We start from the raw sequence: 18,730 nt of genomic DNA, 5'->3' as shown, positions 1-18,730 counted from the left end.
GCACCTCACTTCATGCTGGGCATTTGATCCAGGATAGAATCCCCAAATACGCCACCGGTATATGAAGTACCGACCGGTGCTGTCGAGGGTCGCCCCTTAGGTTGGTCATCCACGATCTGGCTTGTTTCCGGTAACTGAATCTGCAGATGTGCTTTGTTGTCAGCCACACGTTTTAAGAATGCAATCGCATCCTCATAACGTTGACGCACCTCTTCGGTGGGTTGCTGAAAGTAAAGACGATAACGTGCGATATCACACGCCATACGCTTTAAGTTGCTGGGCACATTAGGCAATGGCAAAGGATAACGACCACCGATGTGACCGTTAATTTCCTCTGTTGCATCCTGGATTGCATCAGTTACTGAGGACTGAGAAGGAAGCATCGTTTTCAGACCCTCAATCTCATCACCAAATCGTGCGACCAAATCTGATTCAGTCGCATACATAGATCACCTACTTGGTTTCGTCAGTCGCTTTAGAGTCTGCTTTAGGTTTAGCAGCTGGTTTAGCCTTTTCAAGCTCAGCCACTTTAGCCTTCAGATCAGCAACTTCTTGATCAACTTGCGCCTTGTCTGCTGCCGCCGTCTGACTGGCTTCGGTTAAGGTTGCATTTGCTGCAGTCAGCTCAGCATTAGCCTTTTCAAGCTCAGTCAGGCGAACAGCGGTATTGTCTGCCTTAGGTTCTACAAGCTCTTGATATTCTTCAATAGCCCCAGATGCTAAAAGGGCCTGAAGTTGTTTAGCTTCAAGCCCCTCTATTTCCTGACCTGGACGGAAGTGTCCGATCGATTGTTTTGCAATGTACTTTGGCATTTGATTCTCCTTAAACGAAGCCGCGACCACCGACTAAACCGTTTTTGTTATTTGGAACAGCAAGCGGAGATGATTCAGCAAGCATCTGAATACTTGAAGGGTTCTTTTCCTGCCATTGACCCAAATAGAATTCCAGAGCTTGGCCAAATGCTTCAACATTTTGCAATGCACAATGTGCTATCCAGCCATTCGCATCGGAAACAAGGCCAAAGAAGTCTTCAGGGATAAAGCGATCAGAGGAACCACCCATATTGTGGCTCACGTCGTAAGTCCAGATTTCAATATTATCCACTGTGCCACGGAATTGAGGCTTATCCGCTTGATCGAAAGTCGGAGTAAGTGGAACGCTAATACCAGCGTACGGCGCAATAAATTTTTCTTTGAACTCTGAGTCCTTGATTAAGGTGTTGTATACCTTAGAAGTGGTCAGAGCCATGATAGGTGATGTACCTGAGTGCTCGATAGACAAGTCAATCATGGCTTGAATATCTTTCACTGGAGTCGCACCAACCTGCCCCCATTTAATTAATGGTGCGTAGTTACACGCTGGATTACGCTCATAATCCACTTCGTACATCGGAAAGTCTGCAGAAGCAAAAGTGGTTTTACCGTAGAGCAAGACATCACGCGCAATTAATAACTTTCGGTTTTCAATTGACTGACGAAGGTACAATGCTTTTTGAGCCTGATCGATTAAGAGAAGATCCGCATCAGACAAACGATTTGAACCGGTGGCAATTACGCCGAACTGACGTAAACGTGCGATAAGAGCGGTGTTCTGCACTTCACTCGGCATGACCGTCATCATAGGTTTTAAGTAAGCCGGCTTAACGAATTTCACGTTACCAGATTCACCCACTTTGATCTGCCGACCAGCTGCTGTTGGAGTAACAAACGGCGCAAGTGGGGTTGCTGTATTCAGCTCACCTACTGGAACCTCTTTTTTAGTGTACGAAACACGTTGAGGGAAAAAGCGATCCATCAACCAGGTATCCACCTTTTGAGTAGTATCGGTCAGCAACACCAGCTGTGGTACATCCAGCAATTCAACTGGTGCATTTTGAAATGTAAAAGTTTGACTCATGTCTTAATTCCCCACAACCTTACGAAGTTCGATTTTGTTTTTTAAGGCCTGTGCACGCACAGCATCATATTGAGCAGTGGTCAGCGGCGCTCCGTTCACTGTAACGACTGCAATATCAAAAGCACCCTGCACGTAAATTGGCATTTCCAAATTATTGGCAGCATGATAAGTGGCCTGCTCTACAGTAAAATCTGATATAGCGATAGCGTTCCAGTCTCCCACTACCCCTTCTGTGACAACCGGATGGTCAGCCATATTGTTAGCACCCACATTCAGTAGATCCCCGCGCTTATACGCCGTGGCTGTTTTTACTTTGGCATTTTCAGTACGAACACCATCACCGACTACCAGCTGTTTATTCTCAATAGTGCCTGTTACTACATGGCTCATGATTTAACTCCTTGTTGCTGCGCTGCCATAAACTGATTGAATGCCTGATCCAGAGCTGAGCCTTGGGGAGCTTGGCCGCGCCCACTGTTCGCTTGATGACTAAACAAATGTGCAAATGCCGGATTTACACTTGGTGCAGGTTGTTGCTGTTGTCCAGCTGGTGGCTGCTGATTACCTGCAGAGAATTGACGAAGTTGTTTAGCCGCGAAGGTAAAAACAGAATCATCCATATTGGTATAAGCGGTTTTATCTTCAGCACTAAACTGGGTTTTCAACTCAGTTTCTAGGGCTGCAATTTCATCAGCACGCTTTTGCGCCTTGAATTGCTTAAGTTCAGCCAAGGCATTATCGCGCTCAGTCTCAGCCTGCTTTTGTGCGGCTTGCGCCTGTTCTAATTCGTTCACGTTGGTGTCCTCTTTGGTTGGGTTTGGGTTGGCTTTGCCCGAGAAGGCTTTAATTGATGTATTGCGATCAGCACCGGTGGAACAGATCGTAAATTCACGAATACGGTTTTGACGGAAGATAGTGATTGGACCTTCAAATGATTGACCATTCACAGTGACTGTCTTGCCCTGAGACACTTCTTCGATAGATCCAGGATCAATCATCATCGACATCTGAAACGGGAAACCATCATCAGAGTCCTGAACAATTTCCTGTGCTTTTGCATTCGTGAGAAAGTCACCTGATACGTCGATCTTTCCATTGGTATCTACGGTTTGAACAACACCAATTCGACTTGAACCAAAGTGTTCTTCTAGTAAGGCTGTCGGCTTATCAATCTCAATCCCATCAAGATCAAACACCACACCTGAGCGCCCCCAATACCAGTGACCATCTACCCGCCCACCGGCATAGGCAGTGCCTTTAAATTTCCGCTTCTGCCCTTCTTCAGCTTTAGGCACCTCAATTGCCGAGGCATTGAAGAGATACTTCAGCCTTTCTTCATTTTGATCTGGCATTTTTCATGCTCCATAAAAAACCGCCCCATAAGGAGCGGTTCAAATTGTTTAAGACTTATACCTTGATAGACTCTGCTTCGAATTTTTTAACAAACCGATGAGCAGTTTGATATTTGGACCCTTCAAGCAAAAAGATCAGAGCAACAAGTACTGATAAGATAGGCCATGTAAATATATTGAAAATAACCAAGTATTGCTTTGATTGCATATGACTTTCAAAAATTTCAATAAAGGTATTAATAAATAAGAAAGGTAGAAGCCCAATAGCTGCAAATACAATATAACCCAAAGCAAAAGATGCAACTTTGCTTCTTGAATATGGATGATGGATCTTAATTATCTTTCCATTACCATGACGAACCAATTTGAGCTTATCTTTTACACGGATATACTCATTAATCCATTTTTCCATATCACTGTATTTATAGAAGTATGCAACTTCCAAATAGGTAATTTTCTTAGTTTCTAATAACTGTTGTGCCAATCTATCTTTGACTAAGTGAGATATGTTTGAATCATGGATAGCAGCAAACTTTTCAGCAACCACAACATCCTCCGCAAATTCCTCCTTAGGATGCTTTTTAATTGAATATTTTGAATTTAGAAAAGCAAGAAGTAATGGGACAATTATTGGGATGATAACAGCTAATATTTTGACTAAACTTTCCATATTATCTAAGTATTAAAAAAACATCTTAATCTAATACAGATAGTTAATTCATTAAAGCCTGAATGGTATAAATCATCTGCCCTTCAACCACCTCAATCGAAACCACTTCAAAAGACAATCCCATCGGTATCAAAACGCCGTTGCCAGCATTTAGGATGTCTAGATCAATACCTAGCCCTTGAGCATTCTCAATCTTAATAGCGATACCTGAAGCTGTATCAGCCATCAGCAACGGCGCATTCAATTGAACTGTTTGCCCTACCTGATAAGCCGCTACTTGATTAAGAGTTGCAGCACCTACTACGGTTGAAGCCGCATTGCTCGCCACAGCTTGAATTGCTGCCATGTCGGTACTCAGCCAGCGCTTAAGCACATCATCAGCCAGAGAGCTTGTAGCTGAGTTTAAATAGCTGGTCAGCGCTGAATCATTCCCCTGCACATAATCCAGGAAGGTGCGGATTGCACTCGGTCTAATGCGCGGATCAAGTGGAATAACTGTATTGGCCACCGTGTCGAACAGGTCCCGAGTTTTATCATCCATAGGAGCAAACAGACTAGTGAGCTTTTTACTCGCCGTCCATTCTGCCCTGATGACTTCTTTCTGTTCGAGTAGATATTCTTTATCCAGACTTGAAGTACTGATCTTTTTATCCACCAGTGTTTCAAGTTCACCAAACTGCAGCGGATGAGAACTCCAATCCAATGCCTCAGCAACTTCCGGCAATTGATCTTCAGGTGTAATCCCGTATTTCAATGCCTGCTTCTCGGTTAAGGCAATCACGGTGCAACGACAACGAAAGCCCAAGGGCGGGTAATGTGTCAGCCAGAATGGATCATCTATGTGCCGAACAATCCGGTTCAGAGCCAAATGACTAGGACGTACCCGGCTATCATTGATCGCCGAATACATCAGATATGGTCGTTTAGCTTTGTTTCTTTGTTGCTGTTGCCACCGTCCGTGACCGTACGCACTTTGGATATTGGTACGAAATACATTGTCCAGGTAATGCTTTGGCAGAATGATTTCAGACTCTTCAATCAGCTTCTGAAAATCTTTAAAGGTACCGCCATCGGCAATAGATTTATTGACTGCCTTAATGACCGTCTCAATCTGCTCAAGACTCGATAGAAAGCTAACCGTAGTAGCCATCTGCCGAGTCTTTAGATCCATCGAATAGAACTCATCAGGCAGCACGATCTTTTTATTGTGAGCGTACCGAAGCGCCTCAAGGAATGTGACTGGTTGCATGGTTTACTTCCCATTCTGAGCTGTCACATACCCCAACACATCCGCAGCATACAAAGCTTGATCTAAATTGGCTGTGAACTGAGTTTGTGTTGCACCAGGTATTAATTGCATCAGGTTATAAGCCAGACTTTCAGGGCTATCAGACTTGAATACCAATTCCTTGACCTTATCCGGTTTCAGTAACTGCAATTCATCCTGACCATCAGTCAGTTCTTCAACTTCCTGCTGTTCTGGCGAGAGCTTATTGGCTGATGCTTTAAAGTTGAATGCTTGGCGAGGTAATGCAGAGAATTGATTGAAGCTGGTAGGAACCTGCTCATTCAAATCCCCTTCCTGTAGACCATACTCGCGAACAAAATATTCTTTAGACAGATTTGCACCCGCATTCTTTAAATGGACATCACGCTCTGCTTGGTCCTTATTCAGTGGTTTTGGTTTCTCACCAAGCATCACTTCATAATCCCCCCAACCGTTTAAAGCGCATAGAGCATTGACCACAGCCTGTAAAGTTGGTGTGACAAGCCTAATATCAGATTTAAGCTTATCCATTCGTACATTTTCATGCACTTGACCAAGACTGTAGCTTCCCTTCCCATCAGTCCCGCTGGTAAGTGTCTGCCCTAGTACAACTTTCTGGATCTGACGAATCAGCTGATTATTAAATGCCTCAAACGCTGCCCCTGCTGAACCGTTTGTTCCTGGTGCGGAAAGAATCTGAACATCATCATCTGCATCAATCGACAATACGCTTTGAGCATGAGCAGTTAACAAGGCTTTGCTCATATCATCAGTTTCAGTATCTTTGCACTTACCCAGTAAGATTGGTGTTCCAAAACGTTCGAGGAATTTCGCCCAGAATTTGAAGCCATTCTGCTTAAAGAAGAATAACCAATACAGCGTGGCTAATAGCGCTTTACCATATGGCTGTTCGTATGTGGCTTTACGGCGTGTTAAGAAGAATTTGAATGCTTGATCTACCTCATGCTCTGCATTGTTTCCATCCTGACGATAGATTAGCCGACCATCATTCTTAGGCTCAAACCATTGCATCGGTTTTTCACCAATCCATTGCAAACCAATATAACCTTCCGACTTTAGCTCATATACAGCTTCCTGAACCGAGTACCCGAAGAACAGTGCACTCATGGCAGCAGTCGCAATTTCATGGAACCATTCTTTCAGGATGAGATTCAGCTTTTCCGCTTCATCCGTATCATTTGGTTCAATTCGCAATGGCGTTGCTAAAAGTGCATCAATCCGTGTTTCAACTACTTGTGCAATCTCGTCATCATCAAGCAGTACACGCAATCTGTGGCGTGTAATTCCAGCTTTGCGCAGCACTTCATCGGTATCTGGTTGCTTGCCAAAGTTCACCAGAAACTGAGTGACTGCTTCTTGAGTGTATAAATTGCCGTAAGACAAAGCCTTCTTTGACGCTTTGTCCTTTTTAGACTTTGCCATGTTTTTTCCTTATCAATAGGTTCGAGTACCTGCACCTGCAGGTTTTTTCCGTTTTCGCTCACGGATATCACTAAAGCAAATCATGATGCTGTCTGCTCGGTTTGGAGATAAGGCCCCGTCCGGTTGCTTATTGACTAAGATTTTGCCTGCACCATTCTTTGTATAAGTGGGTTGCGATAACTCTCGCTTGAGCTGTTCAAGCTCCTGCTTGTTTATGTCTTTGGTAGAGAGCGAAATAAGATTGTCTAGATCATATTGCATACCCTGTAAGGCTCGATAAGTATTCTGAAATCTTATGCGTAGTGACCACCACATCTGAGCTTTAAGATTGGCAAAGAAGTCTACGTTTTTACGCGCCTCAACCATTTCCTGCTCAGGGTTATGAACTGCACCTGAGCCACGGAATGGATTGGCCTCGATCTCCGGTATCCCTTTAGATCGATTCTGCTCATTAATGACTCGAGCATCACCACGGACACCAGCACCAAGACCGTCAGCATCGTAGTAAAAGGAGTTCAAACGTAAATCAAGGCAAGCATCAATTGCTTTCTGAGTTGTGCCAAAGATGTCATCACCAACGCCTGACCAAGTATCCAAATACTGCAGTACGATGCCATGACGTGCGGCAAAAGAGTTTTTATCCTTACCCTCATCTGCCACATCAAGCGCGCCCATACGTTCGCCTGAAGGCTGAATATTCAAATTAAGATGAGCATCAACTGCAGCTTGCACCCATGCTGATGGAATTAATACACCTTCCACCGATGCGGCATAATCAATATCAACCTCTTGAGCTAAAACAATATCGTCTAGTGTGGCCAATTGTTTTTCATACCAGGGATGAATTAGCTTGCCATTAAATTCGACCTGCCAATTCTTATCTGGGTTATCACGCCATGCCATTGTGAATACGGCGTAACGTCCACTAAAACGATCCTGGTGAAACTTATCCCCAATACCGTTAGGAGTGGATCCCTTGATGTGTACGTTGGTGTTTTGAGAGATTGCGGCGTCTACAGCTTCTTGTCTCTCTACAAATGCCCATTCATCCAGAAAGTACATTGTAGTACGACCACCACGGCCAATGTTGTCACCAGCTTCACCAGTGACGGTTGCGCCGTTGTCCGGGTTAATGATTCGCATGTAGTTGTCATGCACTTTCTCAACAAAGCCTTTAGGCTTCATCCAGTCCGGCAACTTGGAAAACATATCCCTGAATTTGTGCAGTAACGTTTTTGGATCGCCTTTCTTATCAACCAGATCCTCTTTACGACTACCGACACCACCAGCAAAACCTTCAACGAATAACCACCGATGCAAATAAAAGCCCAGGACTACATAGCTCATCCCTTCATCACGACTTTTTTCAATTAAGCCATGGGTCTGGGTACTTTCACGTTCAATCAGCCAATCAACGAGTTCAACCTGACCCGGACGCAAAACAAAAGGAATATTGGCCGGTAACCCGAAAGGCATGCCCCGTGGATCGTAAGTCCATACCCAGTGATTAAACCAATGAGCCGGATTACTCTTACATCTGTAGATTTCAGCCTCTCGACTTAGTTCATTCTGCTCTATCAGCATCCGGTAGTAATAACGCCGTTTCATTTCTTCAATGATTTCAGGCAGACGCGTATTGATCGTCCACTCTTTAATTAGTGGCGCTATATCTTCGATTGCGTAAGTCATAACTTGCCATTAATTGCTAAACGCGAAAGCTCTTGCGCGGATAGTCCGTTAAGCTCATCTGGTGTGAATTGATGCGTTGATTTAGTTTCTTGCTGAATAGGTCCACCGTCTTTACCGGTAATCTCTATTTTCTTTTCATAGTGGCCTTTGACAATCTTCTGCATCTGATCAATCAGTTTGATTGCCATCACCACGTTACCTTTTTTTGAAACCAGCAAATCACTCAGTATCTGAAGCTGCACAATATCGTTAGCACCTTCAATGTTATAGATCGGCTGGGCAATGTATTGCTTACGTGCTTCATTAAATAGATCTACAAATTCCTGTGATAAGTCAGCACCTGCAACTTTGGTAGGATCATATGTCTCCACTTGTTGTGGGGAAACATCAACTCCTAATTTTACCTTGATGTCTTCTACTACTTGAGTGGGGGTCATAAACTGGGCAAGTGCTCGAACTATAAATACTTTTTCGTGTTTTTTAAGTCTTGCCATAAATCACCATCCATCAAGGTACATCAAGGAAAGTGGGCAAAAAAATTAACCGATGACACAGTTCCCACAACACGCAGCCATACTTTTTTCAGATACAAACGGCGCATTTTTGGAGATTTCCAAAAGTCTTTTTACTGACTCATCTGCACCCCAACGCTTAACTTCACCAAAGAACACTTCAACATCATGGCCAGCCAGGTAATGCTTAGGCAAACCAGTATGGTCGCTATAAATGATCTCGCCATCTGCATCACGTTCAACACCGATGTGATAAAGCTCATGTTCAATCAGACGACAAAACTCACGATCTGAAGTTTGCTCACAATATGCTGCATCCACAGTAATCAAGTATTGAGGCACAAAGCCGAACCAATCCCGCATCTGCTGTTCCTGACGTGCTTTCTTCCAGCCACCCTGGTTAAACATGACCTTTTCACATTGCCCCAGCACCATACGTTTTTTCGCTACGGCGGCAGATGAAGCCCATGCGAATGCAAGGAACTCTTCATTGTCATGGAGTAGTTCAGCAATATGATCATGATCGGGGTTATGTAGTTCACCACCGAGAGTAAGCCAGTTATTCACGACCCACTCTTTAAGCTCTGGTGCCGGTGCCAAGCGAATCGCTTCCTCTTCCTCAGCCTGATCAATCAGATCCGTCGGTGGGAATGGTCTGAACTGTTCCATAAGATGCCTTTAAATTTCTAAGCCACGCCGTAGTCCGGCCCATGTTGATATCTGAGACTTCAAAACGCTGATAGCGGTAACCCATTTCTTCAGCATGGTCATAGCGATCCATACTCCAGGCTTTTGTGGCTAATTTACCTTTTCGACCACCAGACCAAGGTCCACCAGCAATTTCAATTAATGTGAGATAGCCAACCAGGTGTAAATCAAAACGCCAGTGCTTCGTACTTTTAAAGTGAAAATATTCTTCGTATTTGATTTCCCTCCGATCCAAGATTTCTTTTAATCGATCGAATGCTTCTAAGTATTTTTCACCAGCTTTGGGTAGGGGTCTGACACGCGATTTCTTTTTTGGCGGGATTTTTTGGGTGAAAAGTTTATAAGCCTTTTCATCCATACAAAGTGAACCGTAAATTATTAATGCGTTCTTTCAGCTTAATTATAATTTCATCGATTACTATCATTTGATGACGCGTCAATCCAGATCTGCTGAGATTTTGATACTTAGACAGCTCAGTACTGCAAAATTCTAAGTCTTGTTTCGCTTGTACTTTATCTGTCATGTAATCACCAATAAGAAAAGAAAAACCCCGACAAATTAATGACGGGGTTTGAGTCGTAATACGTTCGACAAAAGGAAAATAGCAATATATTTCAATAAAAAACCCGTTTAACTCTCTCCAATTAAACGGGCTTGACTTGCGTCACAACGTCTTTCTTCTTTTGCAGAGCAACTATATTGCTTAAATATTACAGCTTTATGAAACAGCTCTTTGCTTGAGTGGTTGTTATTCAACTTCTTTCAAACAATCCCGACACACCTTGATTTCTTCATCATCAATCGTGTAATCGATCTCAGTCGCACCGTGTAGGCCGAATAAACACATCAGTAATCTAAGCATGATTTTACTCCTGGACAATCAAGCAATCATGTCGCAAGAAATGTCAGTTATCTTCACTTATAAAACATAAATTTATAATATTCATTACTGAAATAATGTCATTAACTTTGTCGAACTAAGCAAGATTCATTCCTGGTTAATCAAGCATTTTAACTTGGTGTGATTACACTAATATTTCTCAGGCATTAAAAAGCCCTTTTCGCAGGGCCAAACGCTACTCACAATCACACACACCTAACATGCACGGTCTGCTTTACTTGCTTTCAATCCTCTTTAGGTCGGGACGCTACTCCCTAGTCTAGATTCCCGAAGGAAGTTTACTCGATGGCATGTTCCACTGGTCAGCACTCCAGTAGGCTTGGGTCGCCTTTTTACAGGCAATAAAAAGCCCACTTACTCGTCAAATAAGTGGGCCAGTGCTGTAGTCACTTTCTTCGTATTGCATCTTCTTCTTATCGCAAAAACAATATAGCACCAAGGCTTCGATAAGAAAGTATAGAAAATATTAAGAAACTGTTTTCAAATATAGAGTTTAAGTTGCTTTTCTTTTCATGTAATAAATTTTAAGCAATAAAAAAGCCCACCTTTCGATGAGCTTCTTTTTAATCTATTAATAACTTACTTAAGTGATTATTCATATATGCCAAGTATAATTTTCGATCTTTGTAATCAGGTATTTCAAAAACCCAAAATACATAATTCTTAGATCTAAACTTAAATTTTATATTCGCAGCTTTAACTTCAACAATTGCATCCTCATTCCGTATTTCAGCAAATAGCTCTAAAATTGAGGCAAGGAATCTAAGTTTATTAACTGCTTCATATTTCGACGGTCTATATAGTTTTAGTGCTTCAGCATATATAAGCTCACACCATCCATACCCATCTTCATCATCCATTCGCTCTCATTTGATTATTTAAAATAGATAACGGAGTCGACTTATAGCATAGTGGATACTATTAAACTGCTTTTTAGCTAAATATAAAAATAACAATATTTTAAATAACAAAAAGCCCACCATTTGGCGAGCTTTCCTTGATGCTTAAACCTATTTTTGACATTTCACGTTAAACTGGTATTCGTCTTGAGTGACCTTAATTTTAATATTTTTATATTTTCGTTTGTTTGGATCCATTGCCGAGCCAGCCACTTCCTCAAAAAAGCTACGATCATTCATTAGCTCGCCATACGCTTTATAGCCTAATAAAATCTTTTCAGGCTTTTCGCCTTCAGCCACTAATTTACCGAGAGTATCTTCTAGTTTTTTAACAGTTAAAATCGCCATTTCAATTAGAGCTCAAAAACAAAAAGGCATTATCACTTAATTTTATGAATAAATAATGTCAAAAAAGCCCACCTTTCGATGAGCTTTTAAATCAACTTAGTGCATCAACGTACACTTCGGTCACTATAACAGAAATATGCCATATCGCGTCTAGACGGTCAAGCCTTTGATTAATTTATCTCTAAATCCCACTAGACAGAATACATCCTCAAGATATTCTTTTAATCCCCTCTCAAGGGGCTTAGAACAGGGGTATAAGAAGAACATAGTATGCTTTTCGGTTTGGTATGGACCATCCACCCTTCCATACACATTTAAATAACTCAATATTTCATCTACTTCGCCCTGAGAAAGCTTTACAAACCTAAAAGGCAATTTCATATCTTTTATCCCAAGATTAAATTTTCAATCTTTTATCATGTCCTGAAAGATAGAATTTAGCACAACTCACCATAATTGCTGCTTGGGCTTTCGATTGGTTGGTTTCTTGAGCAACCCGACTTAAGCCTTTATTTTCCACCTTGTTCTTAACGAGACACATCAAAGCAAACTTAGTCGTAAAATCTGCTGTTTCAGACTGGAATACACCTTTCAGCAAATCCTGAATCTGATCCGCTTCAAAATCACTAATCTCACACTTGATATAGCACTTAGAATTACGTGGAGTTTTATCAGCCTCACGGATCAACCAGTAAATCTGGTTTACATGTAGTCCATCTGGTAAATCTCCACCCTTCATACGAACAGTTTCACACCATGCCCCAAACTGTTCCAACCATCCATCAATGTTATATTTTGCCCAATCCATCACTTCTGCCTTAACCATCGCATTCATCCCTATTCCCTCTTAAATCTTGCTTAAATCTAAAATTGTCATTGTTCCCCAATGAACTGCACCAGTATCAATCCAGTAGCAGTTATCGCGCTTGCATGGCTTCTGAGTAACCGTATGTCCCATGATTACCGCATCAACTCCTGAAACATGGGTGTATTGTTGGTTTTCTTCATCCAGTCGATCACGACCCCACATTGCTAATTCAGTAGGGAAGCGTTCCTTTTTGATAATGTGCTGAGCTTGATCAAAATTATTTAGAATGCTTTTAAACTCATCCCAATTGTTTTGTTCGATATGGCCATGAACAAAGCCAAATTTTCTACCTTTGTGATTAATCTCTAAAGCAATCGGTAGAGTTTTTAATTTTTTAATGATTTCGCGCTGAACTTGATAATCAAGCTCGTAAAACCACTCACCACCATTTTGAATATGGCAATTAGAATAGGAGCGATTAACATCACCCATGATGACCAAATCTTCATGATTACCCTTTACGGATGTAAACCAAGGCTCATCAATTAGACTTACGCATTCTTCGTTCTGAGTACCTCGATCCACCAGATCACCAACCGCCACCAGTAAATCATTTTCAAAGTCGAAGACGATTTCTTTAAGGCGGTTCATGAGCAAGTTGTAGCAGCCATGAATATCACCAACGGCATACAACTTTCCTTTGATTTCTTTATCCCAAATTTTGACCTTCATAGCCCTACCATCTTCTCAATTTGCTGTATCGCTAAACCTGACTTCACTTGATCCGTACTAAACCGTATTACTTGAAAACCCATCATTGTTGCGGCGTTATATTTTTCCATGTCCCCAATATACCCCTTGCCTCTGGTATGCCTTCCTCCACTCCAGATCGCACCTTCAACCTCTACCAGTATCTTTTTTCCTACCAGGTGGAAATCAGCTCTCCATTTCCGCTTTGGGTGAAACTCAAATTCCTGCTCAAACTCAATTTTTAAAGTCTTTAGTTCTCGGGCCAGTTTCGCCTCAAACTCATTCGGTACTTTTTCGCCTTTCACCTTAGGACGCTTGGAGCGCCCTTTCGGTCTGGTGGCTTTCACCATCTTTTTGTATTCAGTGATTGAGTAGCTGGTCATTCACACCACATCCTCAAAACGACGGCGCCAATAGCCATGAAAATAAACATCAGCGCTTTGTTTAGATCCTTCATACGGCAATTTCACCCTTTACATTCATAATGTCTTTGGCATATGCAGTTGCACGGTAATGACTCTCTGATACACGCTCCAAATAACCACCTTTGACATGCTCCTGAAGCAGGCTGTAAATAGTGGTTCTATGAAAATCAAAAACAGCTTCTTGCACGTCCTTCACTGAAAATGGCGTAGTGGCATAACAAGCAAAAAGCATCAAACTTATCTGATCTTCAAAGCTAACTTTCCTATGGATTTTTGACTGATCATCAGAATCAATTTGCTTAATCTCGCCACCATTTTTCAAAAATTCTTCAATTGTTGTATTCACACCCCACCCCCTACACGCCGATCCATCCAATTGCACTCAACCACAGCCAATCCGTCATGCTGGAACCGGGACCATAGTCGATCACCCAAATCAGTCGCCAAATCATCCTTGGTCATATTTGAAATCAGCATGGTCGGCTTACCTGCGTCATAACGCGCATATAAAACCTTGTGAACCAGTTGCAGGCGGTTTTCATGGCGATCATGCAATCCATATTCATCCAGAATCAGAAGGTCATAATCGGTATAGCGCCAGATTGCGTTGGCTTCGTTGTCATCGGCTTTTTTCCAAGCGTTGGCAATCTCATTAGCCATATCTTCAGAAGTGACGTAGCGGGCGTATTTACGCGCCTCCAGAACGTTGCGAGCGACTGCGCATGCCAAATGGGTTTTTCCAGTACCAGTACGACCCACCATAATCAGATTGCGAGTGATGCCTTCCAGAAAGTCTTTAGTGAATTTCACACACTGAGCTTTGGCATGTTTCTGGCCGTCGTTAGTGGTGATGTATTCCTTAAAACCACTGTTTGCATGACGACCTGGTAACTTCGCGCCTTCAAAATGCTTTTCACGAACCATCTGATTGACAGAGGCTGCATGATCCTGATGGGCCTGATTTAAGATTTCAGATGCACACTGTTTGCAAATTGACTGGTTACCCAGTTGAACTTTTTGCATCTGGTGGCGGTCACAGTATTCAGAGCTGATCTGAATTTTTGAACCAAGTAGAGCTGCTGCATTCATACTAAGCCCTCCAAGTCGATGTCATCGGTTGCGGGTGCGTATTGTTGAACCTGGCCCCAGTTTTGATTTACCTTGCGGTTGTTTTGGGCGGGTACTGCAGAGTGTGAATTTTGTTTTTGAGTGAACTTGCGTTTGATCCACTTCACGAAGTTTGAATACATCTGGGTGTCTGTAATCTGACCTGCATTCAAACGTGGTTCGTAATGAGCATTCACTTCAAGTAAAATCTGATTCACCAGTTCTTGGGTCATCGGAGCTTCACCTGATCGCTGTAACCAAGAATTCAGAGAATGTAAATCTGGTGTCCAGAGATTCAATACCTGATCAACCGAATTTTCCTGCGTGTTTTTCTCTTTAAAGTTTTCTTTAATATTTTCTTTTAAATCTATTTCTTTTACAGAGTGACATTTGATGTCACTAGTGGTGGTGACATTTGATGTTACTGGTGTAGTAGCATTTGATGTTACTAGTGTAGTAGCATTTGATGTTACTGGTGTGGTGACATGAGATGTCACTACATTTGATGCAACCACTTTAGATGTAGTTGCATTTGATGCTACCACTTCAATAGAAATACGATCATCTAAAGTCAGGGTGTAAGAGCTACTTTTACCCAGTGTTTTAGTGATGCTGATCAATTGGTATTTAGCTAAGTCAGCCATACATTTACGTACAGTGCGCTTGTCCTTAATTCCTGTGATCTTCATCACCAAGGTTTCACCTAATGACTTTTGATCCAAGTGAAATCCTTTGATGTGACGATTTAGTAGAACGATGCACTTAATAGCATCCCCACTTAATACAGCCAGATAACCTTCGTCACAGATGAAATTAGGCAAGGGTGAATACCCATCATCTTTTTTCGACATGGCTTGTCGCTCTAATTTTTTAGCAGTGGATGGGTGTAACGAAATATCGTTGTCTACCCCCTGCTTGTGTGCTAAATTTGATTTCATATTCAATGCCCTCTAAAGTTTTGAATTGATAAAGCCTGATCCACGAAATCAGGCTTTTTCTTTTTCTACACAGGTATGAACTTGTGTATCCAGTTCAGCTAAAAGCATATGAAGCTGATGAATTACTTTTGACATATCCATTGCTTCCCCTTGTGTTATACGTCCATCTGCCATCATTTCCTTGAAGACTGCGCAAACATCACCTCCCCCCATCCCAATGCTTAAGACAAGATCCGTTAATGCTATATCCCGACATTCAGGTATTACTGGTAGATCAATGGATACCTTGCCATGTTCCGCATTCAGGCTTTGCAAAATACGAAAGTCACCAGTGATAGCCATGATCTTGGAGGCTTCCGCTAATGTGAGATGGTGTGTATCGGTATTTGGATTAACTTTGCTGTTAAGCACAGCTGGGCTTTTAATTCCTAGACGTGGAGCTATTGCACTTGCGCCACCTGGATAATCATGAACAGTGTTGTATGCCGCATCAGTTATGTTCATTTAAGATTCCTTTGAACGTTTTTGTAAGTTAGCTATGGCTTAAGCTACGTTTGAGACAGTGGAATCTAGAGGTTTTAATCCATTTGCTAAATCACGCACTTGATATTCACGCGCTAATGGAATTTTTTGCTCAGGCCATTGGCTGATTGCTTGCGAACTAATGCCTAGTTTGTCTGCCAACTCAGTGACATTACATTTCAAGAGTTTTAAAGCTTCTGATTTGGTCATAGATAATGCCTTAAAGGTAACTTTTCTTACCTTATTAAACAGCATAAAACTTACCTAGTCAAATGGTAAGATTTCTTACAAACAGGATCGGCTTGAATTTATGGAAACTTTAGGTACTCGGCTTAAAGCCTTGAGAAAAAATAAAAAAATAACTCAACAACAAGTAGCTGATGCAATTGGTGTTTCTAAAACATCCGTAATCTATTGGGAGAAAGATGAAAACCTTCCAAAGCACGATAGTTTAATGGCTTTAGCCAGAGTTTTAGGGGTTACTTCTGATTACCTTTTAAATGGTAAAGGGGGCTCTTCGTTTGACAATAATATTAGCATTCCCCTCCCACTTGCTGGTCGCCTTGTCCCTGTTATTTCATGGGTTCAAGCAGGCAGCTGGACTTCTGTCGAATCGGTTCCTGCAGGTACACAATTTGATGAATGGCTTCCGCCAAATCCAAAGTGTGGAAAGAATGGCTATGGGTTGGAAGTCGTGGGCGAATCAATGCTCCCAGACTTTCGCCCAGGCGATAAGATTTATGTAAATCCTGATTTTCAGCCAGATGAATTGAAAACTGGCGATCTGGTGATTATGTCTTGCGAAGGTGATGCAGAAGCAACTTTCAAAAAGTTGATTGTTGAAAGTGGCAATATGTATTTACAACCTTTAAATCCTGATTGGCCGGAAAAGACTATGCCATTGATCCTGGGTTGCAAGCTTGTTGGTAAGGTCGTTGGATTATATCGGGATGTTTGAAAAATAATTCACCGGTGACTAAAAGACGCTATAGGCGGCTTGGGTTTTATCAAGATGTTGAATATAGTAGCCCCCAAAAAAAAGAAGGAAACCACAATGATCGCAACACTTAATAAATCCAAAACTGCGCTAACAATTAATCGTCAAGAGTTTAAGTTGGCATTAGGTAAAATCGGTGAAGGGATTGATAAGCAAATAGCTTCGCTTAAGAAGGCCAAGCAAAGCTATGACGCTGCTGAAATAGCACGCGAGGTCATTAGTGAGGCAAATATCTTTGAAGCTATTATTGAGGGCTTTAACGAAGCAGAAGAGACTAATCTAAAGTTGGCGGACATAACCAATCTTGAAGTGGCACAAGGATGGATAGATGAGTTTTTAGAAAAGTATTCTGCGCTCTAAATCCCCAATCATTTTTTGTTGGGTGGATAAATAAAAGCCACTATATGCGGTTTGGGTAACATAGTTGAGTTATGTGGGAATGTTTAATTATAAAGTAGTACCCACAGTATGATATTCTCCCTCTTGCATTTACATGCTTCTTTCTTTATGGAGTTACACTAATGGCTACAGCAGATCAAATTAAAATGCTTATTAAAAGCCATGGTGAAAATGACAACCAAAGGTTTTATGCTACAGCACTCCAAATTGCTGCACGCGAAGCTAGATTAGGCCACAATAAACTTGCAAATGACATAAAAAATTTAATTGAAACATATCAGTTTAAAGCTACATCAAATCAAGATTTATTCACTAATTATGAAACTAAAAAAGAATTAGATGGGTTATTTGACTTTTCTATGCCGCATGTTAATAAACTAAGTTTGGTACTTGAGAGTGAAACTTTAGAACGTATTAATATGATCATAACGGAGCAAAAACAAAAGAATTTACTTAAAAAATTTGAACTAAAACCTAGAAATAAAATTTTGTTTGTAGGTGCACCTGGTACAGGAAAAACACTAACAGCTAATATTCTAGCTTCTGAGCTTAAAATTCCTTTGTATCGTGTTGTATTAGAGTCATTAATAACTAAATTCATGGGTGAAACTGCTAGTAAACTGAGAAATATTTTTGAGTTTATGAGCAACAATATTGGTGTTTATTTATTCGATGAGTTTGATGCTATAGGCTCTCAACGTAACCTGACAAATGATGTTGGCGAAATTCGGAGAATATTAAATTCTTTCTTAATTCTTTTAGAGCAAACGAATACTGAAAGTATTATTATTGCGGCTACTAACCATCCAGAGTTGTTAGATGCTGCTCTTAATAGACGGTTTGATGACATAATTATTTTTAAAAAACCAAGTCACGATGAGGTTAAGCGTTTCATAGATTCTAAAATTAGCTTTTTGAAACACGAAACCTTAAATTGGGATGAAATAAATAAATCTTCACTAAATCTAAGTTTGGGCGATATTTCTAAAGCATTTGATGATGCAGCTAAAGAATCTATTCTTTATAATAATGGTTACTTTACAAACAAAATATTTCTTTCTTCATTAGGTAGAAGGATGAAATAAATATATAACATA

The 18,730-nt window shown here is 41.3% G+C and carries 25 protein-coding genes; 3 read left to right on the top strand and 22 right to left on the bottom strand.

Annotated elements, in window-relative coordinates; genetic code table 11:
* Positions 1-5: 5 nt before the first annotated feature.
* The 22 genes from AC1IR0_RS08535 to AC1IR0_RS08430 all read right to left on the bottom strand — a co-directional run bounded on the left by AC1IR0_RS08535 (position 6) and on the right by AC1IR0_RS08430 (position 16,447).
* The gene (locus AC1IR0_RS08535; RefSeq protein WP_479741287.1) at positions 6-446 is read right to left on the bottom strand and encodes a gp436 family protein; all 441 of its coding nucleotides are present in this window, start codon (positions 444-446) and stop codon (positions 6-8) included.
* 7 nt (positions 447-453) lie between these two features.
* Positions 454-813, bottom strand: a complete 360-nt coding sequence (locus AC1IR0_RS08530) for a hypothetical protein (protein ID WP_479741286.1) — start codon at positions 811-813, stop codon at positions 454-456.
* Positions 814-823: 10 nt separating this feature from the next.
* The gene (locus tag AC1IR0_RS08525; protein ID WP_305177297.1) at positions 824-1,897 is read right to left on the bottom strand and encodes a major capsid protein; all 1,074 of its coding nucleotides are present in this window, start codon (positions 1,895-1,897) and stop codon (positions 824-826) included.
* 3 nt (positions 1,898-1,900) lie between these two features.
* Positions 1,901-2,287: a hypothetical protein gene (locus tag AC1IR0_RS08520; protein ID WP_479741285.1), complete on the bottom strand. Its 387-nt coding sequence runs from the start codon at positions 2,285-2,287 to the stop codon at positions 1,901-1,903.
* Entirely contained in the window at positions 2,284-3,249 is a 966-nt protein-coding gene (locus AC1IR0_RS08515) for a hypothetical protein (RefSeq protein ID WP_479741284.1), read from the bottom strand. Before AC1IR0_RS08515 ends, AC1IR0_RS08520 begins: the two co-directional genes overlap by 4 nt.
* 55 nt (positions 3,250-3,304) lie before the next feature.
* On the bottom strand, positions 3,305-3,919 hold the full coding sequence (locus tag AC1IR0_RS08510; protein WP_479732819.1) for a hypothetical protein: 615 nt from the start codon (positions 3,917-3,919) through the stop codon (positions 3,305-3,307).
* A 43-nt stretch (positions 3,920-3,962) separates the two neighbouring features.
* Positions 3,963-5,168, bottom strand: a complete 1,206-nt coding sequence (locus AC1IR0_RS08505) for a phage head morphogenesis protein (protein WP_479741283.1) — start codon at positions 5,166-5,168, stop codon at positions 3,963-3,965.
* Between the two features lie 3 nt (positions 5,169-5,171).
* Complete coding sequence (locus AC1IR0_RS08500) at positions 5,172-6,629, bottom strand: phage portal protein family protein (RefSeq protein WP_313564539.1); 1,458 nt, start codon at positions 6,627-6,629, stop codon at positions 5,172-5,174.
* 12 nt (positions 6,630-6,641) lie between these two features.
* Positions 6,642-8,318 (bottom strand): terminase large subunit, encoded by a 1,677-nt coding sequence (locus tag AC1IR0_RS08495; protein ID WP_479741282.1) that lies wholly within the window; start codon positions 8,316-8,318, stop codon positions 6,642-6,644.
* On the bottom strand, positions 8,315-8,812 hold the full coding sequence (locus AC1IR0_RS08490) for a DUF2280 domain-containing protein (RefSeq protein WP_180049187.1): 498 nt from the start codon (positions 8,810-8,812) through the stop codon (positions 8,315-8,317). The genes AC1IR0_RS08495 and AC1IR0_RS08490 overlap by 4 nt, the downstream gene beginning before the upstream one ends.
* A gap of 45 nt (positions 8,813-8,857) precedes the next feature.
* The gene (locus AC1IR0_RS08485; RefSeq protein ID WP_479741281.1) at positions 8,858-9,499 is read right to left on the bottom strand and encodes a putative metallopeptidase; all 642 of its coding nucleotides are present in this window, start codon (positions 9,497-9,499) and stop codon (positions 8,858-8,860) included.
* On the bottom strand, positions 9,459-9,896 hold the full coding sequence (locus tag AC1IR0_RS08480; RefSeq protein WP_479741280.1) for a hypothetical protein: 438 nt from the start codon (positions 9,894-9,896) through the stop codon (positions 9,459-9,461). Before AC1IR0_RS08480 ends, AC1IR0_RS08485 begins: the two co-directional genes overlap by 41 nt.
* Positions 9,897-11,003: 1,107 nt before the next feature.
* Positions 11,004-11,300 (bottom strand): hypothetical protein, encoded by a 297-nt coding sequence (locus AC1IR0_RS08475; protein WP_479741279.1) that lies wholly within the window; start codon positions 11,298-11,300, stop codon positions 11,004-11,006.
* A gap of 150 nt (positions 11,301-11,450) precedes the next feature.
* Positions 11,451-11,687, bottom strand: a complete 237-nt coding sequence (locus AC1IR0_RS08470; protein WP_004646432.1) for a hypothetical protein — start codon at positions 11,685-11,687, stop codon at positions 11,451-11,453.
* A gap of 397 nt (positions 11,688-12,084) precedes the next feature.
* On the bottom strand, positions 12,085-12,522 hold the full coding sequence (locus AC1IR0_RS08465; protein ID WP_479741278.1) for a hypothetical protein: 438 nt from the start codon (positions 12,520-12,522) through the stop codon (positions 12,085-12,087).
* 12 nt (positions 12,523-12,534) lie between these two features.
* Positions 12,535-13,227, bottom strand: a complete 693-nt coding sequence (locus tag AC1IR0_RS08460) for a metallophosphoesterase (RefSeq protein ID WP_138742977.1) — start codon at positions 13,225-13,227, stop codon at positions 12,535-12,537.
* Positions 13,224-13,628, bottom strand: coding sequence for a DUF559 domain-containing protein (locus AC1IR0_RS08455; RefSeq protein WP_479741277.1), 405 nt, complete (start codon positions 13,626-13,628; stop codon positions 13,224-13,226). The genes AC1IR0_RS08460 and AC1IR0_RS08455 overlap by 4 nt, the downstream gene beginning before the upstream one ends.
* A 70-nt stretch (positions 13,629-13,698) precedes the next feature.
* Positions 13,699-14,016, bottom strand: coding sequence for a hypothetical protein (locus AC1IR0_RS08450; RefSeq protein ID WP_004730172.1), 318 nt, complete (start codon positions 14,014-14,016; stop codon positions 13,699-13,701).
* Positions 14,013-14,759, bottom strand: a complete 747-nt coding sequence (locus AC1IR0_RS08445) for an ATP-binding protein (protein ID WP_005262240.1) — start codon at positions 14,757-14,759, stop codon at positions 14,013-14,015. The genes AC1IR0_RS08450 and AC1IR0_RS08445 overlap by 4 nt, the downstream gene beginning before the upstream one ends.
* The gene (locus tag AC1IR0_RS08440; protein WP_479741276.1) at positions 14,756-15,715 is read right to left on the bottom strand and encodes a replication protein; all 960 of its coding nucleotides are present in this window, start codon (positions 15,713-15,715) and stop codon (positions 14,756-14,758) included. Before AC1IR0_RS08440 ends, AC1IR0_RS08445 begins: the two co-directional genes overlap by 4 nt.
* Before the next feature lie 48 nt (positions 15,716-15,763).
* A complete protein-coding gene (locus AC1IR0_RS08435) occupies positions 15,764-16,219 on the bottom strand; it encodes a phage regulatory CII family protein (protein WP_064101979.1) in 456 nt (151 codons plus the stop codon).
* A 39-nt stretch (positions 16,220-16,258) separates the two neighbouring features.
* A complete protein-coding gene (locus AC1IR0_RS08430) occupies positions 16,259-16,447 on the bottom strand; it encodes a Cro/CI family transcriptional regulator (protein ID WP_064102162.1) in 189 nt (62 codons plus the stop codon).
* 100 nt (positions 16,448-16,547) lie between these two features.
* Between AC1IR0_RS08430 and AC1IR0_RS08425 the strand changes: the two genes are divergently transcribed.
* From AC1IR0_RS08425 to AC1IR0_RS08415, 3 genes are all read left to right on the top strand, one after another.
* Positions 16,548-17,195 (top strand): LexA family protein, encoded by a 648-nt coding sequence (locus AC1IR0_RS08425; protein ID WP_064101978.1) that lies wholly within the window; start codon positions 16,548-16,550, stop codon positions 17,193-17,195.
* A 96-nt stretch (positions 17,196-17,291) separates the two neighbouring features.
* Positions 17,292-17,594 carry a hypothetical protein gene (locus AC1IR0_RS08420; RefSeq protein ID WP_004893817.1) on the top strand — a complete coding sequence of 101 codons (303 nt, stop codon included), beginning with the start codon at positions 17,292-17,294 and terminating at the stop codon, positions 17,592-17,594.
* 161 nt (positions 17,595-17,755) lie between these two features.
* Positions 17,756-18,718 carry an AAA family ATPase gene (locus AC1IR0_RS08415; RefSeq protein WP_262457376.1) on the top strand — a complete coding sequence of 321 codons (963 nt, stop codon included), beginning with the start codon at positions 17,756-17,758 and terminating at the stop codon, positions 18,716-18,718.
* The last annotated feature ends 12 nt before the right edge of the window (positions 18,719-18,730 follow it).

The organism is Acinetobacter sp. 129952, assembly GCF_056642055.1.
The sequence above is the reverse complement of the archived record's forward strand: the minus strand, read 5'-3'. Positions and strand labels throughout refer to the sequence as shown.